Origin of the sequence: Cedecea sp. AS113 (assembly GCF_037152415.1) — a bacterium.
GTDB lineage: Bacteria > Pseudomonadota > Gammaproteobacteria > Enterobacterales > Enterobacteriaceae > Cedecea.
Genome location: NZ_JBBCMI010000006.1, coordinates 206,801 through 230,811 on the forward strand (window position 1 = coordinate 206,801; position 24,011 = coordinate 230,811).

Genomic DNA, 24,011 nt, shown 5'->3' on the forward strand with positions numbered 1-24,011 from the left:
GAAACTGCAATAATAAACAGCAATGCGTATTCACACTGGCATAAGTCAGGCAGAGCGCATTAGTTGTTCATTTCGTTGCAAACCTCGGGAGGGATTCAATAAAAAAACTGAGTCTAGTTTCGGCAGGCGGGACTGTCAACGGCCTTACGTGGGTAAAGCGTTTGGTTATTCCCGGTCGGGCTCAGGCACTTTTGCACCTGAGCCACCCCCTCAATCTTTCCGTAATGGCGCCTGGAACAGCTCGTGCTGCATGGCGCTTATATTCTCCAGCCAGCTGAGCGGTTTTCCCGCCCGGCTGTCTTCAATCTCGGCATACCGCGGCGTCGAGAGTGAAAAATCGAGGTTGGCCCGCATCCAGTGCGCCATCCCCTCAACGTACCGACGAATGCTTTCCCGCTGCGTCTGCGTCAGCGGCGTCTCTTCCAGCAGCGTTTCAAGCCGATGGCGTGTTTACATGAACAGGTTCTGTCGGTCGAGAACGAGACCATAAATGCGGGTCACGGCCTCTGCGCGGGAGCAGCCTGCGTTTTGCTCCAGGACCAATACCAGGTTATTCACATCCCCGCGTGATCGCTCTTTCTCGAAAGAGAAGAGGTCATTACTCATGCAAATCACGTCGATGGTGCAGTTTTTTAGCAACTGTAGCTCGAGGCTGTCGGCAATGATGGCCGGAATTTCATCATTGAGGCAGAACTCAATGATATCCAGCACGACCCTCACGGCACCGGTATCACGGCGTATCTCAACAAAAGTCAGCAAGCCCGGTAAGGCACTTTTATTTCTGGCCGTGACTTCCCAGCGCAGCGAGCTGAGATAGTTACGAATATTTTGGCTAAAGCGCCGCTGCTGTTCTGTACTCAGGCGCCGGGCATATTCCTGCCAGAGTGAAACAAAAGCGCGTTCAACCGGGCTTTGCGGCGAGAGTTTGCCTTCCGCGTTCGGCAGGGCAAGTCGCAGCAGACGGTCGAGGATCAGATCGGCCTGATCTTTCTGATGGCCCAGGCAGCACTCATCTAACTGATCGTCGAATAAAAATAGCCATACCAGCCAGTTAATCGCTACCTTCAGATCGTCTTGTGCGGCGTATGGATAAGCTTTGGCGGTAAGTTGTGAAAACCCTGAGCGATCAAGTCGCTCGATGGCCTGTTCCCCCTGGACTAAACCCATCTCGACTAACCAGCGGCGGGATTCCGCCCAGCTGTTATCGTGGCTGGGATTCATATGGGTGGTGAAAGGGCAATAGAATTCGGGGAGAGGAAGTGCGCTCATCATTATTTTTCCAAAAGTAAGTCTGAGTCAGCAGTCTGGAGCTGGTTATGCCAGTTTTCAGGGCGTAATGAACGGGACTTCTCCATGATGGTCATAAACCAGGCGGCAAACGTTTCTGGTCGCTGAGCCATCTGACGCTGAAGGTTTTCGAGCGTCAGCCATTGCCAGGCGTCGACTTCTACCGGATTAGCATGAGGCTGCCCGCTGAACAGCCCGATGAACAGATGATCAAATTCATGCTCCACCATCGTCGGGGAAACCTCGACTCTATAGGTAATGTTCCCAACGGAAAGCAGGGGGCAGTCAAACCCCATTTCCTCTTTTAGCCTACGCCGTGCGGCATTGACGTTCGTTTCGCCCGGGCGGGGGTGGCCACAGCAAGTGTTAGCCCATAGCCCGCCAGAATGGTATTTACTTTTCGCCCGCCGCTGGAGCAACAGCTCCCCCGTTGGGTTAAAGATAAAGATCGAAAAAGCACGATGCAGCTGTCCCTCAAGGTGCGTTTGTATCTTCTCGCCTTCACCCGTTGGCCTGTCGTGGCTGTCCACCAGAATCATTTTCTCTGTCGGCATTATTATATCTCCCTGTCGGAGCCTTTCGGCGCCCACACGATTGGCTGAGGTTACCGAGGCTTGACGATTAGCAGAGTATGGAAGCCTGGCGTTTTCACTAGCCGCTCAATGCGTAAATCTGCCTTTTCAAGCAAATGCCGGTACTCAGCCTCGCTGCGCTCTCTACCGTGCAGGAACGTTAACATGACCAGATCCAGAAACTTGGCGTAATCGGGCTGGTTATCGCCGGTAAGCAAATGTTCGAAGATCAACAGCTGTGCGCCCTCATGCATAGCCTGACGGCAGTTGCGCAGGATCTGCAGTGCCTGTTCGTCTGACCAGTCATGCAGGACATGCCGCAGAATGTAGGTGTCCGCCCCGGCAGGGATCTCATTGAAGAAGTTTCCGGCCTGCCAGGCCAGGCGAGGATTACGCTCGCTGGTTTGGTTTTCAATCTGAGCAATCACCTCAGGCAAATCAAACAGCGTGCCAGTCAGCTGCGGATTTGCATCGAGAATGCCGGACAGAAATTTACCTAATCCGCTGCCGATATCGAACAATCGGCCAGCGTGGCAGAAATCAAAGGCCGCCAGGGCATCGTCAATGCCCGAGGCCGAATAAGAGGTCATGGCGCGGGCAAAAATGTCTCTGGCTCCGGCGTCCTGGCCCAGATAGTCAAAAAAGGGCTGACCATAGATTTTATCAAATACGGGGCCGTCCTCCGTCAGGGCGACATCCAGCTGTTCAAAACAGCGGTTAACCTGCTCTGACCCCATAAAGCAGGCCCATCCGTGCAAAGAATCCGGTCGCTCGCTGTTCAGCATGGCACTCAGCGGCGTGTTGCGATACCCCTCTCCGGTTTCAAAAAAAATGCCGCAGCCCGCAAGGGCGCGCAGCAAACGTTTTAGCGCCTGAGGTTGGCAACCGCTTTGCCGAGCCAGCGCCTCCAGACCGAGGGTTTGATCTCCGAGAATATCTGCCAGCTTCAGCCGGGCTGCGGCCGTAATGGCATGCACCAGCAAAGACTGCATGCCCAACAGGGCCAGCAGATTATTACGTGGCGTGGCGGGGACCGGTGTGTTTTGCTGCTCTGGCGACGTGCTGTCGGCAGCAGAGGGGAAGGCAAGGGTTTGGCTCATACAGCAGTAACCTGAAAGAGTACAACAAACATTGGAAATGGCCCGCTAATGACAAAATGCATTAACCATGGCCGTCGTATCGGCTTATCCTTGCAGACTGAGGATCCTGAACGTATACCGCGTCGTGACAAAATAAAAAATCATTAAAAATAGAAGGTTAGGAACTTGTCAAACACGCGGTGACAAGCTACTTCAGGCCCTGTCGGGCAGGTAATAGCGTTTGTTTATGGCTTGAGGTGAGTCGCAAAATTGCGCGGTAAGTTCCGCTTAGATGAACATAAAACAGTCATCCACACGGGTTCAGGCAGGAACAACAACGGGTGAATCAGAAAATGGTGAGCAATAAAATCTGGCGCGAGTCACACCCGCGCCTTATGTGTTAAGCGTGCGGGGTACGTTTTTCTTCGATCAGGCGGCGCAGCAGCGGGATCAGCAGCAGTAAAATAACGCCGGTAGCGACGGAGCCCCAGCCCAGCTGGCTAAAGACTTTGCTGTAGCCCGGGTCGGTCAGTATCGGCGTGCTGCCGCTGTTTTGCGGCATGCGGCCCGAAACATAGCCCGCCAGCACGGAGGCCACGCCCGTGACCATCATCCAGCAGCCCATCATCAGGCCCTGCAGGTTGGCCGGGGCCAGTTTGCCGATCATCGAGTAGCCCACCGGGGAAATCAGCAGTTCGCCGATGCTTTGCAGAATGTAGCTCAGCACAATCCATTTCAGCGCCACCATGCCGTCCGCACCTGCCATGGCGATACCCAGCGGCAGCACCAGCATGCCAACGCCCATACAGAACAACGAAGAGGCAAACTGGGCGGGAATGTCGATGCGCACGCCGCGATCGCGCAGGCGTTTGAACAGCCAGGCCATCAGCGGGCCGCCGATCACGATGACGACAGTGTTGATGTTTTGCAGCCACTGCGGAGAGACTTCCCAGCCAAAAGCGTTCAGGGTGACGTTATGCTCGGCGAACAGCGTCAGCCCCATGGGTGCCAGCTGGTACAGCGACCAAAACACCAGCGAACCGGCGGCCAGCAGCAGGTAAGCTGCCATGCGGCGACGCTCGTGCTTGCGAGGGTGTCGGACGGTCATGACGCACAGTGCCAGGAAGACCAGCGCCCCCAGCACGATAACAAACGTGCTGCTGAATTCGGTATGGCCAAGCAGCAGGCGCAGGACAGGGACCAGAAGAATCAGGATCAGCAGCCCAAAAGCCATGCGCAGATAAAACCCTTTCCCCTTGATGTGCTGCAGCGGCGTGCTGATATCTGCCAGCACCGGCCAGCGGAGCAGGGTAATGACTACGGCGGCGACGTTTCCGAGGGTGGCAAACAGGAACAGCGCCCGGTAGCTTTCGGTCAACTGGTAGTAGCCCGCCACGGTAAAGCCGATAAAGAAGCCCAGGTTCATCCCGGCGTAGTTCCACAGGAAGGCGGCTTCACGGCGATCGTCGTCCGGCGCAAAACGCTGGGTCAGCATCATGTTCAGGCAGGTCACGTTCAGCCCGCTGCCGCTCAGGAACATCGCCAGCCCCCACCACAGGCCCGTCAGGCCCGCGTCGGCAATCAGATAACAGCCCGCGACCTGCAGCAGCATCCCCAGCACAAACAGGTTCCGGTTGCTCAGATAGCGGCCCCCGAGGCAGCCGCCAAACAGGTGCAGCCCGTAGTTGAATGCCCCGAAGATCCCCATCATGGCATCGGCCTGGCCTTCGCTAAAGCCCAGTCGCTTGGTGACGTACAGCACCAGCGTGGAGTAAAGCACCGCAAAGCCCAGGGTGGCGAACATCTGAATAAAGAACAACGCGCCTGAGCCGGGAGGAATGGCCTGATGCGAGGCGTGGCCGGAAGATAAACTCATATTGTCTCTCTCAACAACAAAAAGACCCGGGAAGCGCGGCGTCACCGGGTCTTAATTTCTATGACTATGATGAGGGAGCATTTTCGTCGCTTTTAGCGGTTTTATGCAAAGCAGAACGACTAAATATTCACATTAAATAATTTCAAAATTTTACAAACCAAAAAGATAACCAGACGAAAGTGCTTAAAAATCACTCCGAATCGGTGCTGCGGGGAAATTCAAGGTGGCCGGTCACCTCGCCCCAGGTGGCGCCGACAGGCGAGAGAAACAGCGGATGCTTAGCACAGTAAACCGGGTTGATCATGCCCTCCAGCGAGCCGTCCTCACGGCGGATATCCCAGCGAATCCACGCATGTTTTTTCATATCTGCGTGAATGTCTTGTGGTGTGTTTTCCAGGGGATATTCAGCCAGAATACCCGCTTCCGACACGACCTGGAGCGTGTAGCGCCGTTCGCTATCTTTTACCGCTACAGTCAATACGATCTGTTTGCCGTCAGCAGCGTCGCCCGGCAGCAGCGCGCCGTCATTCAGGCTGAATGTCAGGCCGCAGCGGCGCTCAAAGTAACAATGCCCGCTTTTGATGGCGGCAAGAATGGCCTCTCCGCTGAGCGCCTCGGCATAAACCCAGGTTGCCGGGTCGCCGTAAATAGACGGCTCTGTCGCCTGCGGATAGCGCTCGTGGGGCTGCATATGGCAGTCGCTGCCGCCGACGGCATAAATCCGGTGCCCCGCGTTCCACAGCGTGGTGAAGATCTCGACCACCTGCTCGTTCGCGGTGGTGGCGTTTTTCCAGGTTGGGTCGTTGAGCACTTCCAGTACGTCGATATCCGCCATCGGCATGTCGTTATAGAGCCAGCTCCACGGGTGCAGCATGGCGTGGTTTACGCTCAGTACGCTTTCTGGCCGCTTGAGCGCAATGCCCTGAGTGAGCAGACCGCGGCTACTGTAATCCGCATGGAACATATTCAGCGTGGCGGCGGGGCCGTGCACGTTCAGGTGGCCTTTGTCGGCGGTGACTTCAATGCTCGGCAGCAACAAAACGCTGTCGTGGCGTGGGAGACAGGCGTGGGACAAGTTGTGCTCGGTCAGGAAAAAGAAATCCAGCCCCTGCGAAGCCATGATATCCAGCGCTTCAGGCAGCGTGTTGTTGCCGTCGGACAGCGTGGTATGGCCGTGCAGGTCGCCGCGATACCAGCCGGGACGATCGCTGAGCGTGCGCTGGTAGTCAAAAATGACCTGGTGATCCGGGCGTAAAACGTCTTGTTTTTCAAAATCAACGGAGGCGGCCAGGGCGTCGAAAGTCACATCCAGCCGATAGCTCATGGGCTGCGGCGAACGGCTTTCACCGATGACGTTATAGATATGCAATTGCCATTCTCCGGCGGGGAGTTCGCCGGGGAGAGCACCGATGGAAGCCCAGTCCGCGCAGACTGTCAGCACCTTTTCCGGTTTTTGCAGCATCACCGAGGCTCTTAGCTGCCGGCGGCTGTCGTAAAGGTAGCAGTAGAGGTGTCCGGTACGCAGCGTCGTGCCGGTCAGGCTAATCGCCGGGGCATTGTCTGCTACAGAGAAGGTGTGGACGGCATGACCGAAGGGAATTTCACCGGTAAAAACGTGCATGATTTGCTCCTGTTCTTAATTGTCACGAGCTTAAGGGGAGCGAGTGAAGATTGTGTGTCGATTGGGTGTCGGAAACATGACGAAGTGATGAATGCCGCAGGAGAGGAAGGGGAGCTGGCTCCCCTTTACGGGCTATAACAGCGAATGGATCCCGGCAATAAGCCGCTCAACGCCAGCCTCAAGTTTGACGCGCGGGCACCCGGCGTTCAGGCGCACAAAACCGTTGCCTTCAGGGCCGTAGGTGTAGCCCGGCATGATGGCGACTTTCTGCTCTTCAATAAGCACTTGCTGCAGCGCTCTGTCGTCCAGCCCCAGCGGGCGTAAATCAATCCAGGCCAGGTAGGTTGACTGCGGCGGCTGCCAGTCCAGCTCCGGGAACGCCTGGTTCAGCCTGTCGGCCACGAACTGTAAATTGCTTTGCAGGTAGTCCCGCAGCGCGTCAAGCCAGGGTTGGCCCTCACGGTAGGCGGCAATATGAGCCACAATCGCCAGCACCGCCGGAGAGGAGAGGCCATCCTGCCCTTTGAGCACGTTCAGGTATTTTTGGCGGTCGTCTGCATGATTAATCAGCCCGTAAGCGCCGGTAAGTGCCGGGATGTTGAAGCTTTTCGAGCCGGATGTGAGCAGCGCCCAGCCGCCGAGGCCAACTTCGCACCACGGAATGTGACGGTTATTGCCCCACACCATATCCATATGAATCTCATCGCTGATAACCCGCACGCCGTGGCGTGCGCAGAGTTCAGCCATGGTGGTCAGCTCTTCCCGTGTCCAGACTTTGCCCGTTGGGTTATGCGGGCTGCAAAGCAGCATGATTTTACATTCAGGCCTGGCGAGCAGGGTTTCCAGCTCCGTCATATCACAGTGCCAGCCTTCCGCTGTTTTATGCAGCGGCGCGCTCAGAACCTGACGCTGGTTGCCTTCAATTGCTTTGTAGAACGCATCGTACGCGGGGGTATGAATCAGCACGCCGTCGCCCGGCTGCGACCACTGGCGTATAAGCTGCGAAACCATGTAAATCACCGAAGGACCGTAGACTACGCTCTCCGGATCGATGCTGTTGCCGAAACGCTGCAGGTACCAGTGGGCGATGGCGGAGAGAAAATCGTCGTTCTTCCAGCGGCTGTAGCCGAGTACGCCGTGGGCCAATCTTTTTTGCAGGGCAGCAAGAATGCAGGGCGCGGTAGAGAAGTCCATATCGGAAATGGTGAAGGGCAGCAGGTCAGCGGCGCCGAAGCGGTCGGCCACATAATCCCACTGGGTGCACCAGGTGCCGTGGCGGTCTACCGGAACAGAAAAATCAAACATAAAACCTCACAGCTTTTAACCACAAAGAGGGAAAACCGCACTTTCCCTCTTTGCATGATAATGAAGAGCGCCGAAGCGCTCCTGGGTGAATTAAGCCTCGACGGTACGCATCAGGCCGACCATCTCATCTTTTACCGACTGAACCTGTGGCCCGATAACCACCTGCAGGTTGTGCTCGTTGAGCTTCACTACGCCGATGGCGCGGTTGGCCTTCAGCGCCGCGGTATCCACCAGCGACATATCTTTAACCGACAGGCGCAGGCGGGTGATGCAGTTATCCAGCGTCGAAATGTTATCGCTGCCGCCCAGCGCCGCCAGAATCGCTGGTACGTTGTAGCCAGATTTGCCCGTGTGGCCGCCAACCGGTTTTTCTGCAGTGGTGGTTTCAATATCACGCCCTGGGGTTTTGATATTGAAGCGGGTAATGGCGAAGCGGAAGATGGCATAGTAGCCAGCAAACCATACCGCGGCCACAACCGGGACCATATACCATTTGGTGGACAGGCCGTGCAGCACGCCGAAGACGAAGAAGTCGATAATGTTGCCGTCGGTGTTGCCGATAGTCACGCCCAGCACGGACATCATGGTGAAGCCAATCCCGGTCAGCACGGCGTGAATCAGGTACAGCACCGGCGCGACGAACAGGAACAGGAACTCGATAGGTTCGGTGGTGCCGCCCACGACGCAGGCAATCACGCCAGAGATCAACAGCCCTTTAATTTTATGGCGGTTTTCCGGGCGAGCACAGTGGTACATCGCCAGCGCTGCACCTGGCAGGCCGCCGAGGAACGCCGGCATTTTACCCTGGGACAGGAACTGCGTTGCGCTTTCAGAGAAGCCGTGGGTGGTCGGGCAGCTCAGCTGCGCCTGGAAGATAGTCAGCGCGCCGCTCACGGTATGACCGCACACGTCCATGGTGCCGCCCGCTTCGGTGAAGCGAATCAGGGCCACCAGAATATGCTGCAGGCCGAACGGCAGCAGCAGACGTTCCCCGGTACCGAAGATCATTGGCCCAAAGATACCTGCGCTGTGGATCATGTAGCCCAGGGCGTTGATCCCGGCGGCAAAAATTGGCCAGATCAGCGGGATAACCAGGCCAACCAGGCCCATCACCAGGGTGGTAATAATGGGCACAAAGCGGGTGCCGCCGAAGAACGCTAATGCGTCCGGCAGGCGGATATTGTGAAAACGCTCGTGCAGCAGATAAACGATAATCCCGGCAATGACCGCGCCGAGAATACCGGTATCAATTGACTGCACGCCGAGCACGCTTTGAATGTTATTGGCTTTGAGGATTGCCGCATCGGTCGTTGGCAGGATGCCTTTGGCGGTCAGCCAGAAGTTAACCGCGAGGTTCATCACCATATAGCCGACAAAGCCGGCGAAGGCGGCCACGCCTTTATTTTCACGCGCCAGGCCCAGCGGGATGGCGATACAGAACATCACTGGCAGGAAGCTGAACGCGAATGAGCCCATTTTGCTCATCCAGGTAAAGATCAGCTGTAAGACCGGGTTGCCCAGCCACGGGATCTCGGTAACAACGTCATGGCTGCTCAGCGAACTGCCAATCCCCAGCATGATGCCGCAGAACGACAGCAGCGCCACCGGCAACATAAAAGTTTTGCCGAGGTTCTGGAAAAACTCCCAAAGCGATTTTTTTTGTGGTGTATTAGCCGCCATCACGACTCCTTGACCCGGTTAAAATGAAGTGTTGTGTAAGTAAAGTTTGAAAATGATAAAACGTTTTACCCAATTTTATCGTGAGGACGATCGCAGAATTACCGCGCATAATGACGTTGAATATGCCAGCATAAGTAAAACGTTTTATCTTTATATTTATCGATTCACGGAGGATCTGACTTAACGATGTCGACGCTGACCAAAAGAATCACTATCAACGAGGTTGCCGAGGCCGCAGGTGTCTCGGTGACCACGGTATCGCTGGTGCTTAGCGGTAAGGGGAGGATCTCCACCGCCACCGGTCAGCGGGTGAATGAGGCTATCGAAAAGTTAGGCTTTGTGCGTAATCGCCAGGCCGCTTCGCTGCGCGGTGGCCAGAGTGGGGTGATTGGCCTGATTGTCCGCGACCTCTGCAATCCTTTTTATGCGGAGTTAACCGCCGGGTTAACGGAAGCGCTGGAGCAACAGGGCCAGCTTCTGTTTCTCACCCAGAGCGGTAGCCAGGGGCAGCATATGCAGCGCTGTTTCGACACGCTGGTGGCCCAGGGCGTGGACGGCATTATTATTGCCGGTGCGGCAGGTCAGGGCGCGGATCTGCGGGATATGGCAGTACAGAATAAGGTGCCGCTGGTGTTTGCCTCACGAGCAAGTTATCTGGACGAGGTTGATATCATTCGCCCGGATAATATGCAGGCGGCGCAACTGGTGACCGAGCATCTGATTAAGCGCGGGCACCAGCGTATTGCGTGGCTGGGCGGGCGTAGCTCGTCATTAACACGTGCGGAGCGGCTGGGCGGCTTTTGCGCCACCCTGATGCAGCATGGGCTGCCTTTCCACAGCGACTGGATCCTTGAGTGCGAGCCGAGCCAGAAGCAGGCGGCGGATGCCATCACCGAACTGCTGCACAACTTCCCGACCATCAGCGCCGTGGTTTGCCACAACAGCACCGTGGCGATGGGGGCGTGGTTCGGCCTGACCCGCGCGGGTTGGCAGATGGGCGGCGGCAGCGTGGACAGTTATTACGACCGGCACATCGCGCTGGCAGGCTTTGCCGAAGTCACAGAAGATGACCTGGACGACGTACCAATGACGTGGGTGACGACGCCTGCGAGAGAAATTGGCCGCAGCGCGGCACAGCGTATTCTCCAGCGAGCCCAGGAAAGCGACGTCGTGTTCAGCAATCAGATTATGCCCGCCCGGTTAATCACCATTAAAAACTAACTTTTTCAGGAATTACATGAGCGACTTTCCTACACTTACCGGCCAGCGTATCAAGCTCAGGCCCCTGGCGCTGAGCGATGCCCCGCTGCTGGTTGATGCCGCCTCGGACGGTGAGCTGTGGAATTTGCCGTTTACCGTTGTGCCGTCCGCACAGACGGTAAACGACTACATCCAGCATGCGCTCAATGGGCGGCAGGCAGGAACTATTTTGCCGTTCGTGACGACGGATATTGAGTCTGGACACGTGATTGGCTGCACGCGGTTTTGGAAAATAGATATGAAAAACCGCAAGCTTGAAATCGGCAGTACGTGGCTTGCCGCCCGCTGGCAGCGAACCTGGGCCAATACCGAAGCCAAATTTCTAATGCTGCAATATGCGTTTGAGACACTGGATTGTGTTCGGGTGCAGTTCACCACGGATGTGATTAACGAAAAGTCTCGCCGGGCTATTCTAAGATTAGGCGCGAAGCAGGAAGGGATAGTCAGGCACGAGCGAATCATGCCGGATGGCCGCAAGCGTGATTCGGTAAGATTTAGCATTATTGACGATGAATGGCCAGAGATTCGGGATTCACTTGCGGCGCTGCTGGCCGACAGAAACTAAAAAACCCGCCAGATGGCGGGTTTTTGTATGGCTTACTGCTGAGGTGCCGGGGCGGCGTCCAGAGATGCATCATCCCCCGGTGCTTCGTCCTGCGGCTGCGGCACGGCATCGCTGTCGTTATCCTGCAGCGCCGGGCCACCCATGCCTGCCGGCAGGGCGAACATGCTGAACAGCTCGCCCAGCGACATCTGCTCGCCGTTCAGGGAGGCTTTGCCGTTGCCGTATTGCAGGCTGGTGGTGATGTTATCGCCGTCAACTTTGGTGACGCGGAACATCTGGCCCATGGCAGCGAGGCCCTTGATCTGCTGGCTGGCGAGTTTGTCTGACTCTTCCGGACTATAGCCTTCCAGCTGCGCCACCTGGGACATCAGCCCCGTAGCCATTGGCATAGGGATAACCAACTTCGCGTCGAGAGATTTCACGTAGCGATCCAGCTGTTCTTCCGCCGAATTGGCCGGGCCGGTTGCGCCCTGCGGATCCTTCATAAACAAGGACAGGTTAAAGGTCGATTCGCCTTTCGCGTTCTTCCAGCTCAGTGGGGCGACGGTAATGATTGGGTTGCCCTTCAGCAGCAGCGGCAGGTTAGCGCTAATCAGCTCCACGGATTTTTGCTGGTAGAGCTCAGGGTTTTGCTGCAGCGCTGGGTCGGCCATCAGCTGCTGTACGCCCGCGTTATATTTCTGGGTAAACTCGCGCAGCGCGGCGGCATCAATATTGCCGAGCTTGAGCGTCAGCTTGCCGCTGCCCATGTTCTGGTTCTGGACTTTCAGCGCATCAAGGCTGTAGTCGAACTGGCCGGTGAAGTGTTTTTTGTCGTCCTGCACGTCAGATTTTGCGTTCAGGTTAAAGCCTTCCACGACGGCAATTTCTTTGCCATCCACAACCATAGACAGCTTATCGATGGTCGCTTTCTGAGAGCCTACGCGCTGGTCAAACAGGCTGCGTTTGCTATCGCCGTCGGTTTTGATCCCGTTGAAAGAGAGCTGCACGCGCTGGCCGTATTCGTTAACGGTGTTGACAAGGCCGCTGTCGGCCGAGCCGGACAGGGCGATTTCATTGCCCGCGCCATCAACGTCGGCGGTAAATTTGCCGCCGCTGAAGCTGAACTTGTCTTCACCCTCGGTGGCATCAATGGCCGCCAGGGCGATATCCGAAGACGTTGCCCCGCTGTAGCCCACGCGGGTTTCCACGCCGATAAGCGGCTTATCTTTGGTGAGCGTGAAGAGGTGTTTGGTGGTGTCGTTATTCACCAGTTCGGTGTGGATCGACGCCATGCTCGGGATCAGGTTGAATTTCTTCAGCTGTGCGAACGGGAAAGGACCATGGTCGATGGTTTCGTTGAATAACACGCTTTGGTCTGGCGTGAGCAGGGCGTTTTTCGTCCCGGCAGCCTGTTTAACCACCAGCTGTACCGAACTGTGGAAAAGCCCACGCTTGTAGTCCTGATAGCTGAGGACCAGCCCTGATTCCGGTGCTGAATTTTTGATTTCAGCATTGGCGTTATCAATCATTTCGGCCATACGGCCTTCGAGCTGTTTACCCGTAAACCAGGCCCCACCGGTCCATACCACGCCTAGCGCAACAATTACCCCAACCGCAACCAGAGATTTTTTCATCGTGTCATTATCCATGTCATGTATAGAAGCCGGCAGCCGTCCCCCACCGGGCGAAAGAAAAACGCCTGTTATCAGGCGTTTTCGTCAACATGCTTACTAGCTTAGCAATACGCGCTAAAAAGATCAGTAAGTTAAAGTTTATTAAACACTCGTGCTACCCGGCCAACGCCGCTGACGGCAATCGGGGATTCTGCGGCGCTAATAAAGGCTGACTCGCCCGGCTTCAGCACCAGGCGCTGGGCGTCTTTGGTTAGCACGGCTTCACCTTCAACGCAGAATACAATGGCAGCGCTTTGTTGTGCCAGCGCGGCTTCCTGCGTGCTCAGGTCGTGCAGGGAGAAGGCAAAGTCATCCACTGGAATAGGGAAGTCCAGTTCGCTGCCGTTTATCTGCGGCTCGGTCAGTAGTTGATTGGCCGGTTTTGGCTCAAATTTGACGTTGGCCACCAGTTCAGGGATGTCGATGTACTTCGGCGTCAGCCCGGCACGCAGCACGTTGTCAGAGTTAGCCATCACTTCCAGCGCGACGCCGTTCAGATAGGCGTGTGGGGTTTCGGCGAACAGGAACATCGCTTCGCCCGGCTCAAGCTTAACCACGTTCAGCAGCAGCGGGGAGAAGAGGCCGCTGTCGTCCGGGTAGAACTCGGAAATCAGGCGAATGGTTTCCCACGGCTCGCCCTGCTGATTATTCAAGGCAGCTTTTAGTACGCCAAGGGCCAGGGCTTTTTCTTCGCCCTGCATATTTAGCAGGCCGGCAAACAGCTGTGCCAGGGTTTCGGCCCCAGGCTGCTGGAGGAAATGCGCAATCAGCGGATGTGCGCCAGAAACCGGCTGCAGCAGCGACACAATGTCGGAGAATTCGCGGAAAGCGTTCATCGCGAGGAACGGCGTCAGGGCAAAAACTAGTTCAGGTTTGTGGTTAGGATCTTTGTAGTTACGCTCTGCGGCATCAAGCGGAATACCCGCTGCATTTTCTTTCGCAAAGCCGATTTCAGAGGCTTTTTTGTTCGGATGAACCTGAATGGAGAGAGGCTGGGCGGCGCAAAGGACTTTGAACAGGAAAGGCAGCTCGCCAAAACGCTCGGCAACGGCTTTCCCCAACAGCGCTTGCTTATCGGCGTCAATCACATCGCGCAATGCGTGCGGTTGCCCGTTGGCATCGAGCACTTTTGAACTACTCTTTGGGTGAGCGCCCATCCACAGTTCGGCCATGGGCTTATGCTGCGGGTTGGCGATGCCGTACAGTTCCGTTAGCGCCGTTTCACTTCCCCAGGCATAATTTTGTACCGCATTGATCAATTTTTGCATCTCAGGTCCCTGTCATCATTGAATCGAAGTTTCAGTTATTAAACCAATTATCCGCGGGGAAGTAACCAGGGCAACAAAAAGTCGTATTAGTCTCAGTTTCTGTTAAAAAATTGTGTAGCATGTTATGACTTGTTTTTGGAACGCAGCGTAAGATCCTGCGCTGAAATATAAAAATTAACGTTACTGTTGTCGCAAGTGAGAGAAATATGTCGAATAAACCCTTCCATTACCAGGAGCCTTTTCCGCTCCAGAAAGACCCGACCGAATATTACCTCCTGAGCCCCGACTATGTTTCCGTCGCCGAGTTTGACGGCCAGCAAATCCTCAAGGTTGATCCTCAGGCCCTGACGCTGCTGGCTCAGCATGCCTTCCACGACGCTTCGTTTATGCTGCGCCCGGCGCATCAGCAGCAGGTGGCGGACATTCTGAGCGACCCGGAAGCCAGCGAGAACGATAAATACGTTGCGCTGCAGTTCCTGCGTAACTCAGATATTGCCGCCAAGGGCATTCTGCCGACCTGCCAGGACACCGGCACCGCTATCATCATGGGTAAAAAAGGCCAGCGCGTCTGGACCGGCGGTGGCGACGAAGAAGCGCTGTCTCGCGGCGTCTACAACACCTTTATTGAAGATAATCTGCGCTACTCCCAGAACGCCGCGCTGGATATGTACAAAGAGGTGAACACCGGCACCAACCTGCCAGCGCAGATCGATCTCTACAGCGTGGACGGCGACGAGTACAAATTCCTGTGCATCGCCAAAGGCGGCGGTTCGGCTAACAAAACCTATCTCTATCAGGAAACCAAAGCGCTGATCACCCCGGCGAAGCTGAAAGATTACCTGGTGGAGAAAATGCGCACCCTGGGCACCGCGGCCTGCCCGCCGTATCACGTGGCGTTTGTTATCGGCGGAACCTCTGCCGAAGCGACGCTGAAAACCGTGAAGCTGGCATCAACCAAGTACTACGACGGCCTACCAACCGAAGGTAATGAATACGGACAGGCGTTCCGCGACGTGCAGCTGGAAGAAGAGTTGCTGAAAGAAGCGCAGAATCTTGGCCTGGGCGCGCAGTTCGGCGGCAAATACTTTGCCCACGATATCCGCGTTGTTCGTCTGCCTCGCCACGGCGCATCCTGCCCGGTTGGCATGGGCGTGTCCTGCTCAGCCGACCGCAATATCAAAGCCAAAATTAACAAAGACGGCATCTGGCTTGAGAAGCTGGAGCACAATCCGGGCAAGTACATCCCGGAAGAGCTGCGTCAGGCGGGCGAGGGGGAAGCCGTTAAGGTCAACCTGAACCGTCCGATGAAAGAGATCCTCGCCCAGCTGTCCGACTTCCCGGTGTCCACCCGTCTGTCGTTAACCGGCACCATTATTGTGGCGCGTGACATCGCTCACGCTAAACTGAAAGAACGTCTCGATAACGGGGAAGATCTGCCGCAGTACGTGAAAGATCACCCGATTTATTACGCAGGCCCGGCCAAAACGCCGGACGGCTACGCATCCGGCTCCTTAGGGCCGACAACTGCGGGCCGTATGGACTCCTACGTGGATCAGCTGCAGGCCAACGGCGGCAGCATGATCATGCTGGCGAAAGGCAACCGCAGCCAGCAGGTGACCGACGCCTGTCACAAACACGGCGGGTTCTACCTGGGCAGCATCGGTGGCCCGGCGGCGGTGCTGGCGCAAAATAGCATCAAGAGCCTGGAGTGTGTGGAGTACCCGGAACTGGGTATGGAAGCTATCTGGAAAATCGAAGTGGAAGACTTCCCGGCGTTCATCCTGGTGGATGACAAAGGCAACGACTTCTTCCAGAAAATTCAGGCCTCACAGTGCTCTCGATGCGTTAAGTAATACTCAAGCCGCCGCCTATAGTGGCGGCTTTTTTTATCGCAAAGGAGAAAGGCATGACATCCAGTCGCAGTGAAAAAGACTCAATGGGCCCGATCGACGTCCCGGCAGATAAGCTGTGGGGGGCGCAGACCCAGCGTTCACTTGAGCACTTCCGCATTTCTACCGAGAAAATGCCGACCGAGCTGATTCGAGCGCTGGCGCTTACCAAGCGCGCGGCGGCGAAGGTCAACGTTGACCTCGGCCTGCTGCCTGCAGAGCGCGGTACGGCCATTATCGCCGCCGCAGATGAAGTGCTGGCAGGAAAGCACCCCGGTGAGTTCCCGCTGGCTATCTGGCAGACCGGCTCCGGCACCCAAAGCAACATGAACATGAATGAAGTGCTGGCGAACCGCGCCAGTGAAATTCTGGGTGGCGTACGTGGGATGGAGCGACTGGTGCACCCTAACGACGACGTGAACAAAAGTCAGAGTTCGAACGACGTTTTCCCGACCGCCATGCACGTGGCGGCCATTATCGCGGTTCGCGAGCACCTGCTGCCGCAGCTAAACGTGCTCAGGCAAACGCTGGCCAAAAAAGCCGATGCGTTTAAGGATATCGTCAAAATTGGCCGTACCCACCTGCAGGACGCCACGCCGCTGACGTTGGGGCAGGAGATCTCCGGCTGGGTGGCGATGCTTGAGCATAACCTGAAGCACATCGACCATAGCCTGCCGCATCTGGCGGAGCTGGCGCTGGGCGGTACGGCGGTGGGCACCGGGCTGAATACCCACCCTGAATATGCGGTGCGCGTGGCAAAAGAGTTGGCTGACTTCACGAAGCAGCCTTTCGTCACGGCGCCAAACAAGTTTGAAGCATTGGCCACCTGCGATGCCCTGGTTCATGCGCATGGCGCGCTGAAAGGGCTGGCCTCGTCGATGATGAAAATTGCCAACGACGTTCGCTGGCTGGCTTCCGGCCCGCGCTGCGGCATTGGCGAGCTGTCGATTCCTGAGAACGAACCGGGCAGCTCCATCATGCCGGGCAAAGTGAACCCGACCCAGTGCGAGGCCGTCACCATGCTGTGTTGCCAGGTGCTGGGGAACGACGTGGCGGTGAATATCGGCGGTGCGTCCGGTAACTTCGAGCTGAACGTTTATCGCCCGATGGTCATCCATAACTTCCTGCAGTCCGTTCGCCTGCTGGCCGACGGCATGGAAAGCTTCAACGAGCACTGCGCAGTGGGCATTGAGCCTAATCGCGATCGCATCAGCCAGTTGCTGAACGAGTCGCTGATGCTGGTGACCGCGCTCAATACCCATATTGGCTATGACAAGGCGGCAGAAATTGCCAAAAAGGCCCATAAAGAAGGGCTGACCCTTAAAGCATCGGCACTGAAGCTCGGTTATCTGACCGAGGATGAGTTTGACGCCTGGGTTCGCCCTGAGGATATGGTCGGCAGCATGAAATCGTAAGTTTTACGTTTCGCAGTACAGATGCAGCCGCGGGATAATCAGTCTCAGCGGCTGCGCTTGAGGCTTATAGCGGTGCTGAATGTTTTCGGCATCGTAATTCAGCAGTTCGCCTAAATCGGGCGAGGTTTCACCACTTTCCTGCTTACACAACACAATCAGCGGAGAAGGGCAGGCATACTGCACCTGTTTCTGCTGCGCCTGATACCACACGCGGGCCACGGGCTGAACCTTCACCGGGCGCTTGATTTTCAGCCGTGCGTTTTCCGGCAGCCTTTGCACTTCATCCATTTCCTGCCTCACGCGCTCGGACCACTGTTCCTTCGTCCACGGCGGCACGGCTCGACCGGCATTCAGGCTTTTTTCCAGCATCTCCAGCACCTGCTGGCGGCTAAGGTTTTTGACAATCTGTTTATTCGCCCAGCCAAAACGCACGGTGTCCGGCGTTTCAAGCAGGGTAATGGCGCGGTATGCGTTCAGGGTAAGCAGGCCGGGAATATGGCGGTGAACCCATTCAAAACGCTGGGCGGAGGGAAGCGCCGACTCGACGCTGATAATCTGCTCCAGAGCGTGTTTCAACTGATTGATGTTTTCCAGGAGCCCCGAAGTTTGCTGGTATTGCTCTTCGCTGACCGAATAACAGAGCGCGCCGGGTAGGCGCACGGCGGCCTTGGTGCTGATTTTTTCCGACTGCTGCTGGATAAACAGCCGCGTAAAGTGGGCGACGGCGGCGTGATGCGCCTCCAGCCCGACGCGCTGGGTGACTTCAATCTTAGAGAGCGGATCGTGCTCTTTGCTTTTTTCTATCTCCGGCAGCGTAAAGACCCGCCCGCTGAGCAGTCGAAGCTGACCGAGCTTTGCCCTGAGCACAGCCAGGTGCTGCTCCAGCTCCCGGCAGGTGGACGTTAAACGTTCAATAAGATCGTAGCGTGGCATAGCGACTCACATTAGTTACAACATACTTATGAACTGTAGCAACGGGAGACCGCATCAGCAACTATGAACGTGGCGCTTAACAGGGAAAAATCGCCCGGTAGGGGTTACCGGGCTGGCGAATTCAGGATTCAGGAAAGGTACGTGGTATTGACCGGCCATGAAAAGCGGAAGCTGGCGCCGCCCAAAGAGCTGCTTTCAATGGTGACGTGTCCACCCATCGCCACGGCAATAGAATGGACTATCGCCAGGCCAAGCCCGCAGCCGCCGGTTGCCCTGTCCCGACTGGGGTCGAGGCGAACAAAAGGCTCGAATACGCGGGCGCGCTCTTCCTCAGGAATGCCCGGGCCGTCATCTTCTACCTGCAAATGGGCGATATCATCTTCACGCCACAGGCTGACGCGCAGCTGTTGCTCACTGTAGCGCAGGGCGTTATTGATCAGGTTGTCCGTGACGCGTTCCATGAGGCGCAGATCCAGCGCGCCATAGTCAATGGCGGTGAGGGTATCTGTCTCCAGGCTAATCCGGCGCTGACGGTGAATGAGCTGTACGTCGGCAATATGCGTTTCCATCCAACTGGCAAATTTGACGTGCGCCAGATGAAGCTCGGTCTGCGGGCGGTCGAGGCGTGCGTAGGTCAGCAGTTCGTCAATCAGCGCTTCTAGCTGGCCAATATCCCGATTGAGCGCCAGAGATTCCTCTTCGCTGAGGTTGTCGCTCATTTCAAGACGGTAACGCAGGCGAACGAGCGGCGTACGCAGCTCGTGGGCAATGCCGTCAATCAGCTGCTTCTTGCTGGCAATCAGGGCGTTGATGTTATCGGCCATTTGGTTAAAGGCGATGCCCAACCGTTCAAAGCTTGAGGCGTTATCAAAATGGATGTGCTCATCCAGATGCCCTTTACCAAATCGCTGGGCGGCGCTTTCGAGTTTGAGCATGTCCTGCCAGTGCGGGCGCATCCAGATGAACACGGGGAAAGCGAGCGAAATGGCGATAAATGCGATCAGGCCAATATCCAGCAGCCGCATCTGATGCAGATAAAAGAGATACGGAATTGGGCCGACGGCCAGAACGTAGTGGCTGCGTGGAATGCGCTGGATGAATGTATATTCTTCGTCCAGCGCCACAATCTCGCCTTCTCGCAGGTGGCGAGCGGCAACGTCATCGAGTTTGAACTTGCTCATCGGCTCAATATTGAGCTTGAAGGAGAGGTTCAGGTCGAGATCGTTGATCGTTTTATTCCAGTCCCGCGGCGGAATTTCACGTAGCTCGCTGCGCATCAGGTACAGCGAACTTTTCATTAAGTCATCGAGCGACTGTCGTCCCGCCCGCTCGGCGGTGAACTTATACACCAGCCCGACCAGCATGGTCATCACCAGGAAGCAGACAAACAACAAAAGATAAAACTGTACAAACAGCTTTTTCATTTAGCGTTACCGTCAAATCCGTATTTCATTAAGCTTCGCTTTCCCAGGCGTGAGGGGCAAATAAATAGCCTTTGTTGCGCACGGTTTTGATACGGAAGGGCTCAGTCGCATTATCCAGCAGCTTTTTACGCAGGCGGGAGATGGCCACGTCCACGCTGCGATCCATGCCGTCATAGGTCACACCGCGCAGATTTTTTAATAAGGCATCACGGTCCATTATCTGGCCTGCGTGGGTGGCTAGCTCCCACAACAGATCGAAATCCGCAGTCGACAGCACAACGTTTTCATCCCCAAGCGTGACCTGGCGGTTCAGCGGGTCAATACACAGCGTGCCAAAACGTATAGCTTTATGCGGCTTGAGGTTACTGGCCGTTGTGTCTGCCGTTTGTTGGGCTGAAACACGTTGACGGAGGTGTAACCGTAAACGCGCCAGCAGCACCGCAGGCGGCGTTGTTTTTAAAATGTAGTCATTTGCGCCCATTTCCAGCGACAGAATATGGTTCATGTCGCTGTCCAGAGATGTCAGCAGAACAATCGGGCCGTCCCACTGTGGGCGAAGGTCGCGGCATAGCGTCATCCCGTCTTTCCCTGGCAGCATAATATCCAGCAAAACCAAATCCGGCTGCTGCTGCTGGATAACCGCTTCGGCGCGGTCACCGCGGGTTTCAACGATAACGTCAATGTCATGTTTCCCGAGATAGGCGGCTATCAGGCCGCCAACTTCCGGGTCGTCTTCCACGTAAACTATTTTGCTCATAATCCGCCGCGTCGGCTTTTAAAATTTGAACATACAATGATGCAATAGATTACACCATTAATGGTTGGTAAACAGTGTTAGCGTAGGTGCCGGCCACCGTCTACGGCATGGCTTCTGCCGGTGACATAGCGGCTGGTCAACAGATACTCAACCAGACGCACAATTTCCTGTTCACCCGGGGCGATTTTCATCAGCGATTTGTTAAGCGAGCGCTGGCGGTAGTCGGCATCGTCGTCGGTGTTAAACATGATCAGGGCAGGCGCGATGGCGTTGACCTTGACTTCCGGAGCCAGTTTAAGCGCAAAAGAGAGCGTCATATTTTCCAGTGCCGCTTTACTGGCGGCGTAAGCGATATGTTTGTCGCTGCCGCGCTCCGCCACGTAATCGGTCAGATGGATGATATCGCTGCCCGCCTGACCGTGTCCGCGCAGCAAACTCTCCAGCTCATGGTTAAGTAAGTAGGGCGTGGCAACATGAACCTGCATCATTGCCTGTAGCGTATCGCACAGGGCCGTGTCGCGGGTTTCTGGCTTCCATTCGCTGGCATTATGAATGATGGCGCGCAGTGCGGGCGTGAGTGACTTCACCCCTTCAGCGAATTCAAGGATACCTTCGTTCGTTGAAAAGTCGGCGTACAGGCAAGTGACACCGGCCTGTTCAAGTTTATCGACAGCGGGATGGCGAGTGCGATAGCTGACAATTACCGGCTGAGATTTAGCCAGAAAATGCTGAGCCAGTGCCAGGCCAATACGCTGGCCTGCACCGGTGATAAGAATAGGTCGGTTAATAGCTTGGCTCCCCTCATCCAGAATAGTTGCCGGGGAAAGGATTCGTTACCCCACCAGCATCCACGTTGCCGGAAATGCTGCCAGCAGCATCAGGCAAATCATCGTTCTTTCTTTTAAATTTAGCGACTTTTCGTGCGTATGGGTACGACGCGCGTAAATAAAGACTAATAATCCAGGCGCATACAATACGACCGAAAGCAGCAGATGCATCGGGCCTGACGCATAAAGCAGCCACAAACCGTAAAGGCAGGCTCCAAAACCAATCGCCTTGTGTAGAGGGCGGGTCGCGATTTTTAGCAGGTATGCACCCACCAGGAAATAAGGCACCAGAATCATTTCTGAGGCGATGGTTAGCAGCGTGTTGTAGTCCGACCCGGTCAGCCAGATCAGCACGAGGCACACCTGCACGCTAATATTCGTCAGCCAAAGAGAAGCCGACGGTGCGTTGTTTTTGTTCTGACGGGCAAACATTTTGGGGAAAGCTTTATGGGTTGCCGCCAGCAATGGCACTTCTGCAGCCATAATTGTCCAGCTCAGGTACGCGCCGCACACGGAAACAATCAATCCGGCAGCAATAATCACTTCCCCCCATGGGCCCATCATTTCGACCATCAGGCCAGCCATCGACGGATTGCGCATTGCAGCAAGCTCAGGGCGAGCAACTACGCCGAGTGAAAGTAGCGTGACCAGCAGGTAGACGCTGAGTGCGGCAATGACAGCCAGAAGCGTTGCTCTGCCAACGTCTTTTTTATTTCTTGCTCGTGCGGATACCACCACGGCCCCTTCCACGCCGATAAAGACCCAAAGGGTAATCAGCATGGTGTTTTTCACCTGTTCCCAGACGGGAACGCCGAGTTTAATACCGGTAAAATCGAGAGAGAAGGTGGATAGCTTAAAAGCAACTGCCGCCAGTACCACAAACATCCCCAAAGGCAGCAGCTTCGCAAGCGTTGCGACCAGGTTGATGCTGGCCGCCGTTTGTACGCCTCGCAGCACCAGCCAGTGCACCATCCATAACAGAACGGATGCGCCAACAATGGATTGCCAGGTATTGCCGTCGCCGAACAGACGCAGCTCAGGCGTGTCGGTAAAGAAGCTAAGGGCGGAGAAAACAATGACCAGGTAAGAAACGTTGGCGATCACCGCGCACAGCCAGTAACCCCAGGCCGAGAAAAAGCCGATAAGCTCCCCAAAGCCCTCACGCGCGTAGGTGAATATTCCGCCGTCCAGGTCGGGGCGGAGTCGGGTAAGCACCAGCATCGCCAAAGCCAGCAGGAGAATACCTACGCCAGTGATCGCCCAGCCGATCAGCAACGCAGCCGGACTCGCAACGCTTGCCATATTTTGCGGCAAGCTAAACACGCCTGCGCCGAGCATGGAGCTTAATACCAGCGCGGTGAGCGCTGCGAGGCCAAGTTTCTTTTCCATACGCATCCTGTTGAGGTCAGAAGTGTTCCAGCATAATTATTATGCTTTTTCGCATATAAATGGAGGATCACGCTAAGGCGCGGGATTTTACGGAGTGTGCACACTGCTTGCAATGCGTGTGGTGCGATAAAATGATTTGAGTGCAAAAAAAAGGGCAGCGGAAGCTGCCCTTTGATTGATGGTGTATCTTATTTAAACAGGTCTGCGCTGACGGTTAAGTTGTTACCTTGTTCCTGCCACTGGCGAGTGATGTGGTAGAACTTAGCCCCTTTATCAGCTGCACGCTTCGCAACCTGGTAGGAAACTTCGGTCATGCTGCTGAAGTTACCGGTGAACTTAATGCTGTCAAATGGCACCATTTGAGCAGCCGTTATCTTGTTGACTTCCTGTACTTTGGTGCCGTTTGGTAGCGTTACGGTATAACGTGAACCCTGAGATGACTGGGTTTCAAAGAAACGGCCAACGTCGGAAGACGGCGTTTCTGAAGAAGCAACACCTGGAATTTCCACATTTTTGGCAGCAGCGCCGCCCGCGGCTAGCGCGGCTTTACCTGCTTCGGAGTTTGCTGGCAGCAGGTCCGGACTTTGCACAACGCGTTTTTTAGCGTCAGCTTTATAGATAAACGCCGTTACGCGCTGGTTGCCGCCCTGGTTGGTATCGACCTGGCGCACGATAAAGAAGGAGGCAGCCCCTTTTTCGCGTGCAGCTTTAGTAATGGCATCATTAACGTCCGGTTGGGTACGGAAGAAACCCTGAACGGTGACGGTATCAAAGGGTTCCAGTCGATAAGCCTGGTCTTTCGGCAGCTCCATCACGCCATTGATGACGCGGTTCTTAGGCGCATCGGCTTTAGGTGCATCATTCTTATAAACATCAGCCACGACGCGGGAGTTGCCGCTTTCGCCCATTGCGCTGGTGTCCAGCACGTAGAAAGAAGCGGCCCCGATAGCATCTGCGCGGCGAGATACGGCGGCCACGGCATCGCCGATAGCATTAAAGCGGCCTGTGATAGTGATTCGATCGTACGGCTTAAGTGCGGCCGCCTGCTCTGGTGTCAGTTCGGTCGCCGCCTGAGCGGACAGCGAGGTGACGGAAATAAGAGCTGACGCCAGAAGGGTGTTCTTGAGATTCATAAAAATAATCCTTCGCCTTGCGCAAAATGAATACAGGTACTTCTCTGATTAGGACCGATTAGATGCCGATTATGGC

The 24,011-nt window shown here is 55.7% G+C and carries 20 protein-coding genes; 4 read left to right on the forward strand and 16 right to left on the reverse strand.

What is annotated here, in order from left to right; genetic code table 11:
• Positions 1 to 210: 210 nt before the first annotated feature.
• From WFN87_RS09665 to malX, 8 genes are all read right to left on the reverse strand, one after another.
• A complete protein-coding gene (locus WFN87_RS09665) occupies positions 211 to 366 on the reverse strand; it encodes a hypothetical protein (protein ID WP_336982664.1) in 156 nt (51 codons plus the stop codon).
• Positions 367 to 450: 84 nt separating this feature from the next.
• On the reverse strand, positions 451 to 1,272 hold the full coding sequence (locus WFN87_RS09670) for a terpene synthase family protein (RefSeq protein WP_336982665.1): 822 nt from the start codon (positions 1,270 to 1,272) through the stop codon (positions 451 to 453).
• The gene (gene idi / locus WFN87_RS09675) at positions 1,272 to 1,841 is read right to left on the reverse strand and encodes an isopentenyl-diphosphate Delta-isomerase (protein ID WP_336982666.1); all 570 of its coding nucleotides are present in this window, start codon (positions 1,839 to 1,841) and stop codon (positions 1,272 to 1,274) included. Before idi ends, WFN87_RS09670 begins: the two co-directional genes overlap by 1 nt.
• A 50-nt stretch (positions 1,842 to 1,891) precedes the next feature.
• Positions 1,892 to 2,959, reverse strand: coding sequence for a methyltransferase (locus WFN87_RS09680; protein ID WP_166994171.1), 1,068 nt, complete (start codon positions 2,957 to 2,959; stop codon positions 1,892 to 1,894).
• 379 nt (positions 2,960 to 3,338) lie between these two features.
• Positions 3,339 to 4,814 (reverse strand): peptide MFS transporter, encoded by a 1,476-nt coding sequence (locus WFN87_RS09685; protein WP_336982668.1) that lies wholly within the window; start codon positions 4,812 to 4,814, stop codon positions 3,339 to 3,341.
• A 190-nt stretch (positions 4,815 to 5,004) separates the two neighbouring features.
• Positions 5,005 to 6,435, reverse strand: coding sequence for a CehA/McbA family metallohydrolase (locus tag WFN87_RS09690; RefSeq protein WP_166994175.1), 1,431 nt, complete (start codon positions 6,433 to 6,435; stop codon positions 5,005 to 5,007).
• A gap of 132 nt (positions 6,436 to 6,567) precedes the next feature.
• A complete protein-coding gene (locus tag WFN87_RS09695) occupies positions 6,568 to 7,740 on the reverse strand; it encodes a MalY/PatB family protein (protein WP_336982671.1) in 1,173 nt (390 codons plus the stop codon).
• Positions 7,741 to 7,830: 90 nt separating this feature from the next.
• The gene (gene malX, locus WFN87_RS09700; protein WP_008456400.1) at positions 7,831 to 9,420 is read right to left on the reverse strand and encodes a maltose/glucose-specific PTS transporter subunit IIBC; all 1,590 of its coding nucleotides are present in this window, start codon (positions 9,418 to 9,420) and stop codon (positions 7,831 to 7,833) included.
• A 186-nt stretch (positions 9,421 to 9,606) separates the two neighbouring features.
• Between malX and WFN87_RS09705 the strand changes: the two genes are divergently transcribed.
• Complete coding sequence (locus WFN87_RS09705; protein ID WP_008456398.1) at positions 9,607 to 10,641, forward strand: Mal regulon transcriptional regulator MalI; 1,035 nt, start codon at positions 9,607 to 9,609, stop codon at positions 10,639 to 10,641.
• 16 nt (positions 10,642 to 10,657) lie between these two features.
• A complete protein-coding gene (locus WFN87_RS09710; RefSeq protein WP_336982673.1) occupies positions 10,658 to 11,245 on the forward strand; it encodes a GNAT family N-acetyltransferase in 588 nt (195 codons plus the stop codon).
• A 32-nt stretch (positions 11,246 to 11,277) separates the two neighbouring features.
• Here the strand turns inward: WFN87_RS09710 and WFN87_RS09715 are convergent, their stop codons facing one another.
• Both WFN87_RS09715 and manA read right to left on the reverse strand, forming a co-directional pair.
• Complete coding sequence (locus WFN87_RS09715; RefSeq protein ID WP_336982674.1) at positions 11,278 to 12,861, reverse strand: YdgA family protein; 1,584 nt, start codon at positions 12,859 to 12,861, stop codon at positions 11,278 to 11,280.
• A 131-nt stretch (positions 12,862 to 12,992) separates the two neighbouring features.
• Positions 12,993 to 14,168 carry a mannose-6-phosphate isomerase gene (gene manA, locus WFN87_RS09720; protein WP_336982676.1) on the reverse strand — a complete coding sequence of 392 codons (1,176 nt, stop codon included), beginning with the start codon at positions 14,166 to 14,168 and terminating at the stop codon, positions 12,993 to 12,995.
• Positions 14,169 to 14,374: 206 nt separating this feature from the next.
• On the opposite strand from manA, the gene fumA reads away from it, so the two are divergent.
• Both fumA and fumC read left to right on the forward strand, forming a co-directional pair.
• Positions 14,375 to 16,021 carry a class I fumarate hydratase FumA gene (gene fumA / locus WFN87_RS09725; RefSeq protein WP_336982677.1) on the forward strand — a complete coding sequence of 549 codons (1,647 nt, stop codon included), beginning with the start codon at positions 14,375 to 14,377 and terminating at the stop codon, positions 16,019 to 16,021.
• Between the two features lie 53 nt (positions 16,022 to 16,074).
• Positions 16,075 to 17,472 carry a class II fumarate hydratase gene (fumC, locus tag WFN87_RS09730; protein ID WP_008456388.1) on the forward strand — a complete coding sequence of 466 codons (1,398 nt, stop codon included), beginning with the start codon at positions 16,075 to 16,077 and terminating at the stop codon, positions 17,470 to 17,472.
• Between the two features lie 3 nt (positions 17,473 to 17,475).
• Here fumC and tus read toward each other — a convergent pair whose 3' ends face one another.
• The 6 genes from tus to ydgH all read right to left on the reverse strand — a co-directional run bounded on the left by tus (position 17,476) and on the right by ydgH (position 23,935).
• Positions 17,476 to 18,405, reverse strand: coding sequence for a DNA replication terminus site-binding protein (tus, locus tag WFN87_RS09735; RefSeq protein ID WP_336982679.1), 930 nt, complete (start codon positions 18,403 to 18,405; stop codon positions 17,476 to 17,478).
• 128 nt (positions 18,406 to 18,533) lie between these two features.
• Positions 18,534 to 19,829, reverse strand: a complete 1,296-nt coding sequence (rstB, locus tag WFN87_RS09740) for a two-component system sensor histidine kinase RstB (protein ID WP_008456385.1) — start codon at positions 19,827 to 19,829, stop codon at positions 18,534 to 18,536.
• A 28-nt stretch (positions 19,830 to 19,857) separates the two neighbouring features.
• On the reverse strand, positions 19,858 to 20,586 hold the full coding sequence (gene rstA / locus WFN87_RS09745; RefSeq protein WP_008456384.1) for a two-component system response regulator RstA: 729 nt from the start codon (positions 20,584 to 20,586) through the stop codon (positions 19,858 to 19,860).
• 77 nt (positions 20,587 to 20,663) lie between these two features.
• Positions 20,664 to 21,395 (reverse strand): dihydromonapterin reductase, encoded by a 732-nt coding sequence (gene folM / locus WFN87_RS09750; RefSeq protein WP_336982733.1) that lies wholly within the window; start codon positions 21,393 to 21,395, stop codon positions 20,664 to 20,666.
• A 24-nt stretch (positions 21,396 to 21,419) separates the two neighbouring features.
• Entirely contained in the window at positions 21,420 to 22,802 is a 1,383-nt protein-coding gene (locus WFN87_RS09755; RefSeq protein ID WP_008456382.1) for an amino acid permease, read from the reverse strand.
• 188 nt (positions 22,803 to 22,990) lie between these two features.
• The gene (gene ydgH / locus WFN87_RS09760) at positions 22,991 to 23,935 is read right to left on the reverse strand and encodes a DUF1471 family protein YdgH (protein ID WP_008456381.1); all 945 of its coding nucleotides are present in this window, start codon (positions 23,933 to 23,935) and stop codon (positions 22,991 to 22,993) included.
• Between the last annotated feature and the right edge of the window lie 76 nt (positions 23,936 to 24,011).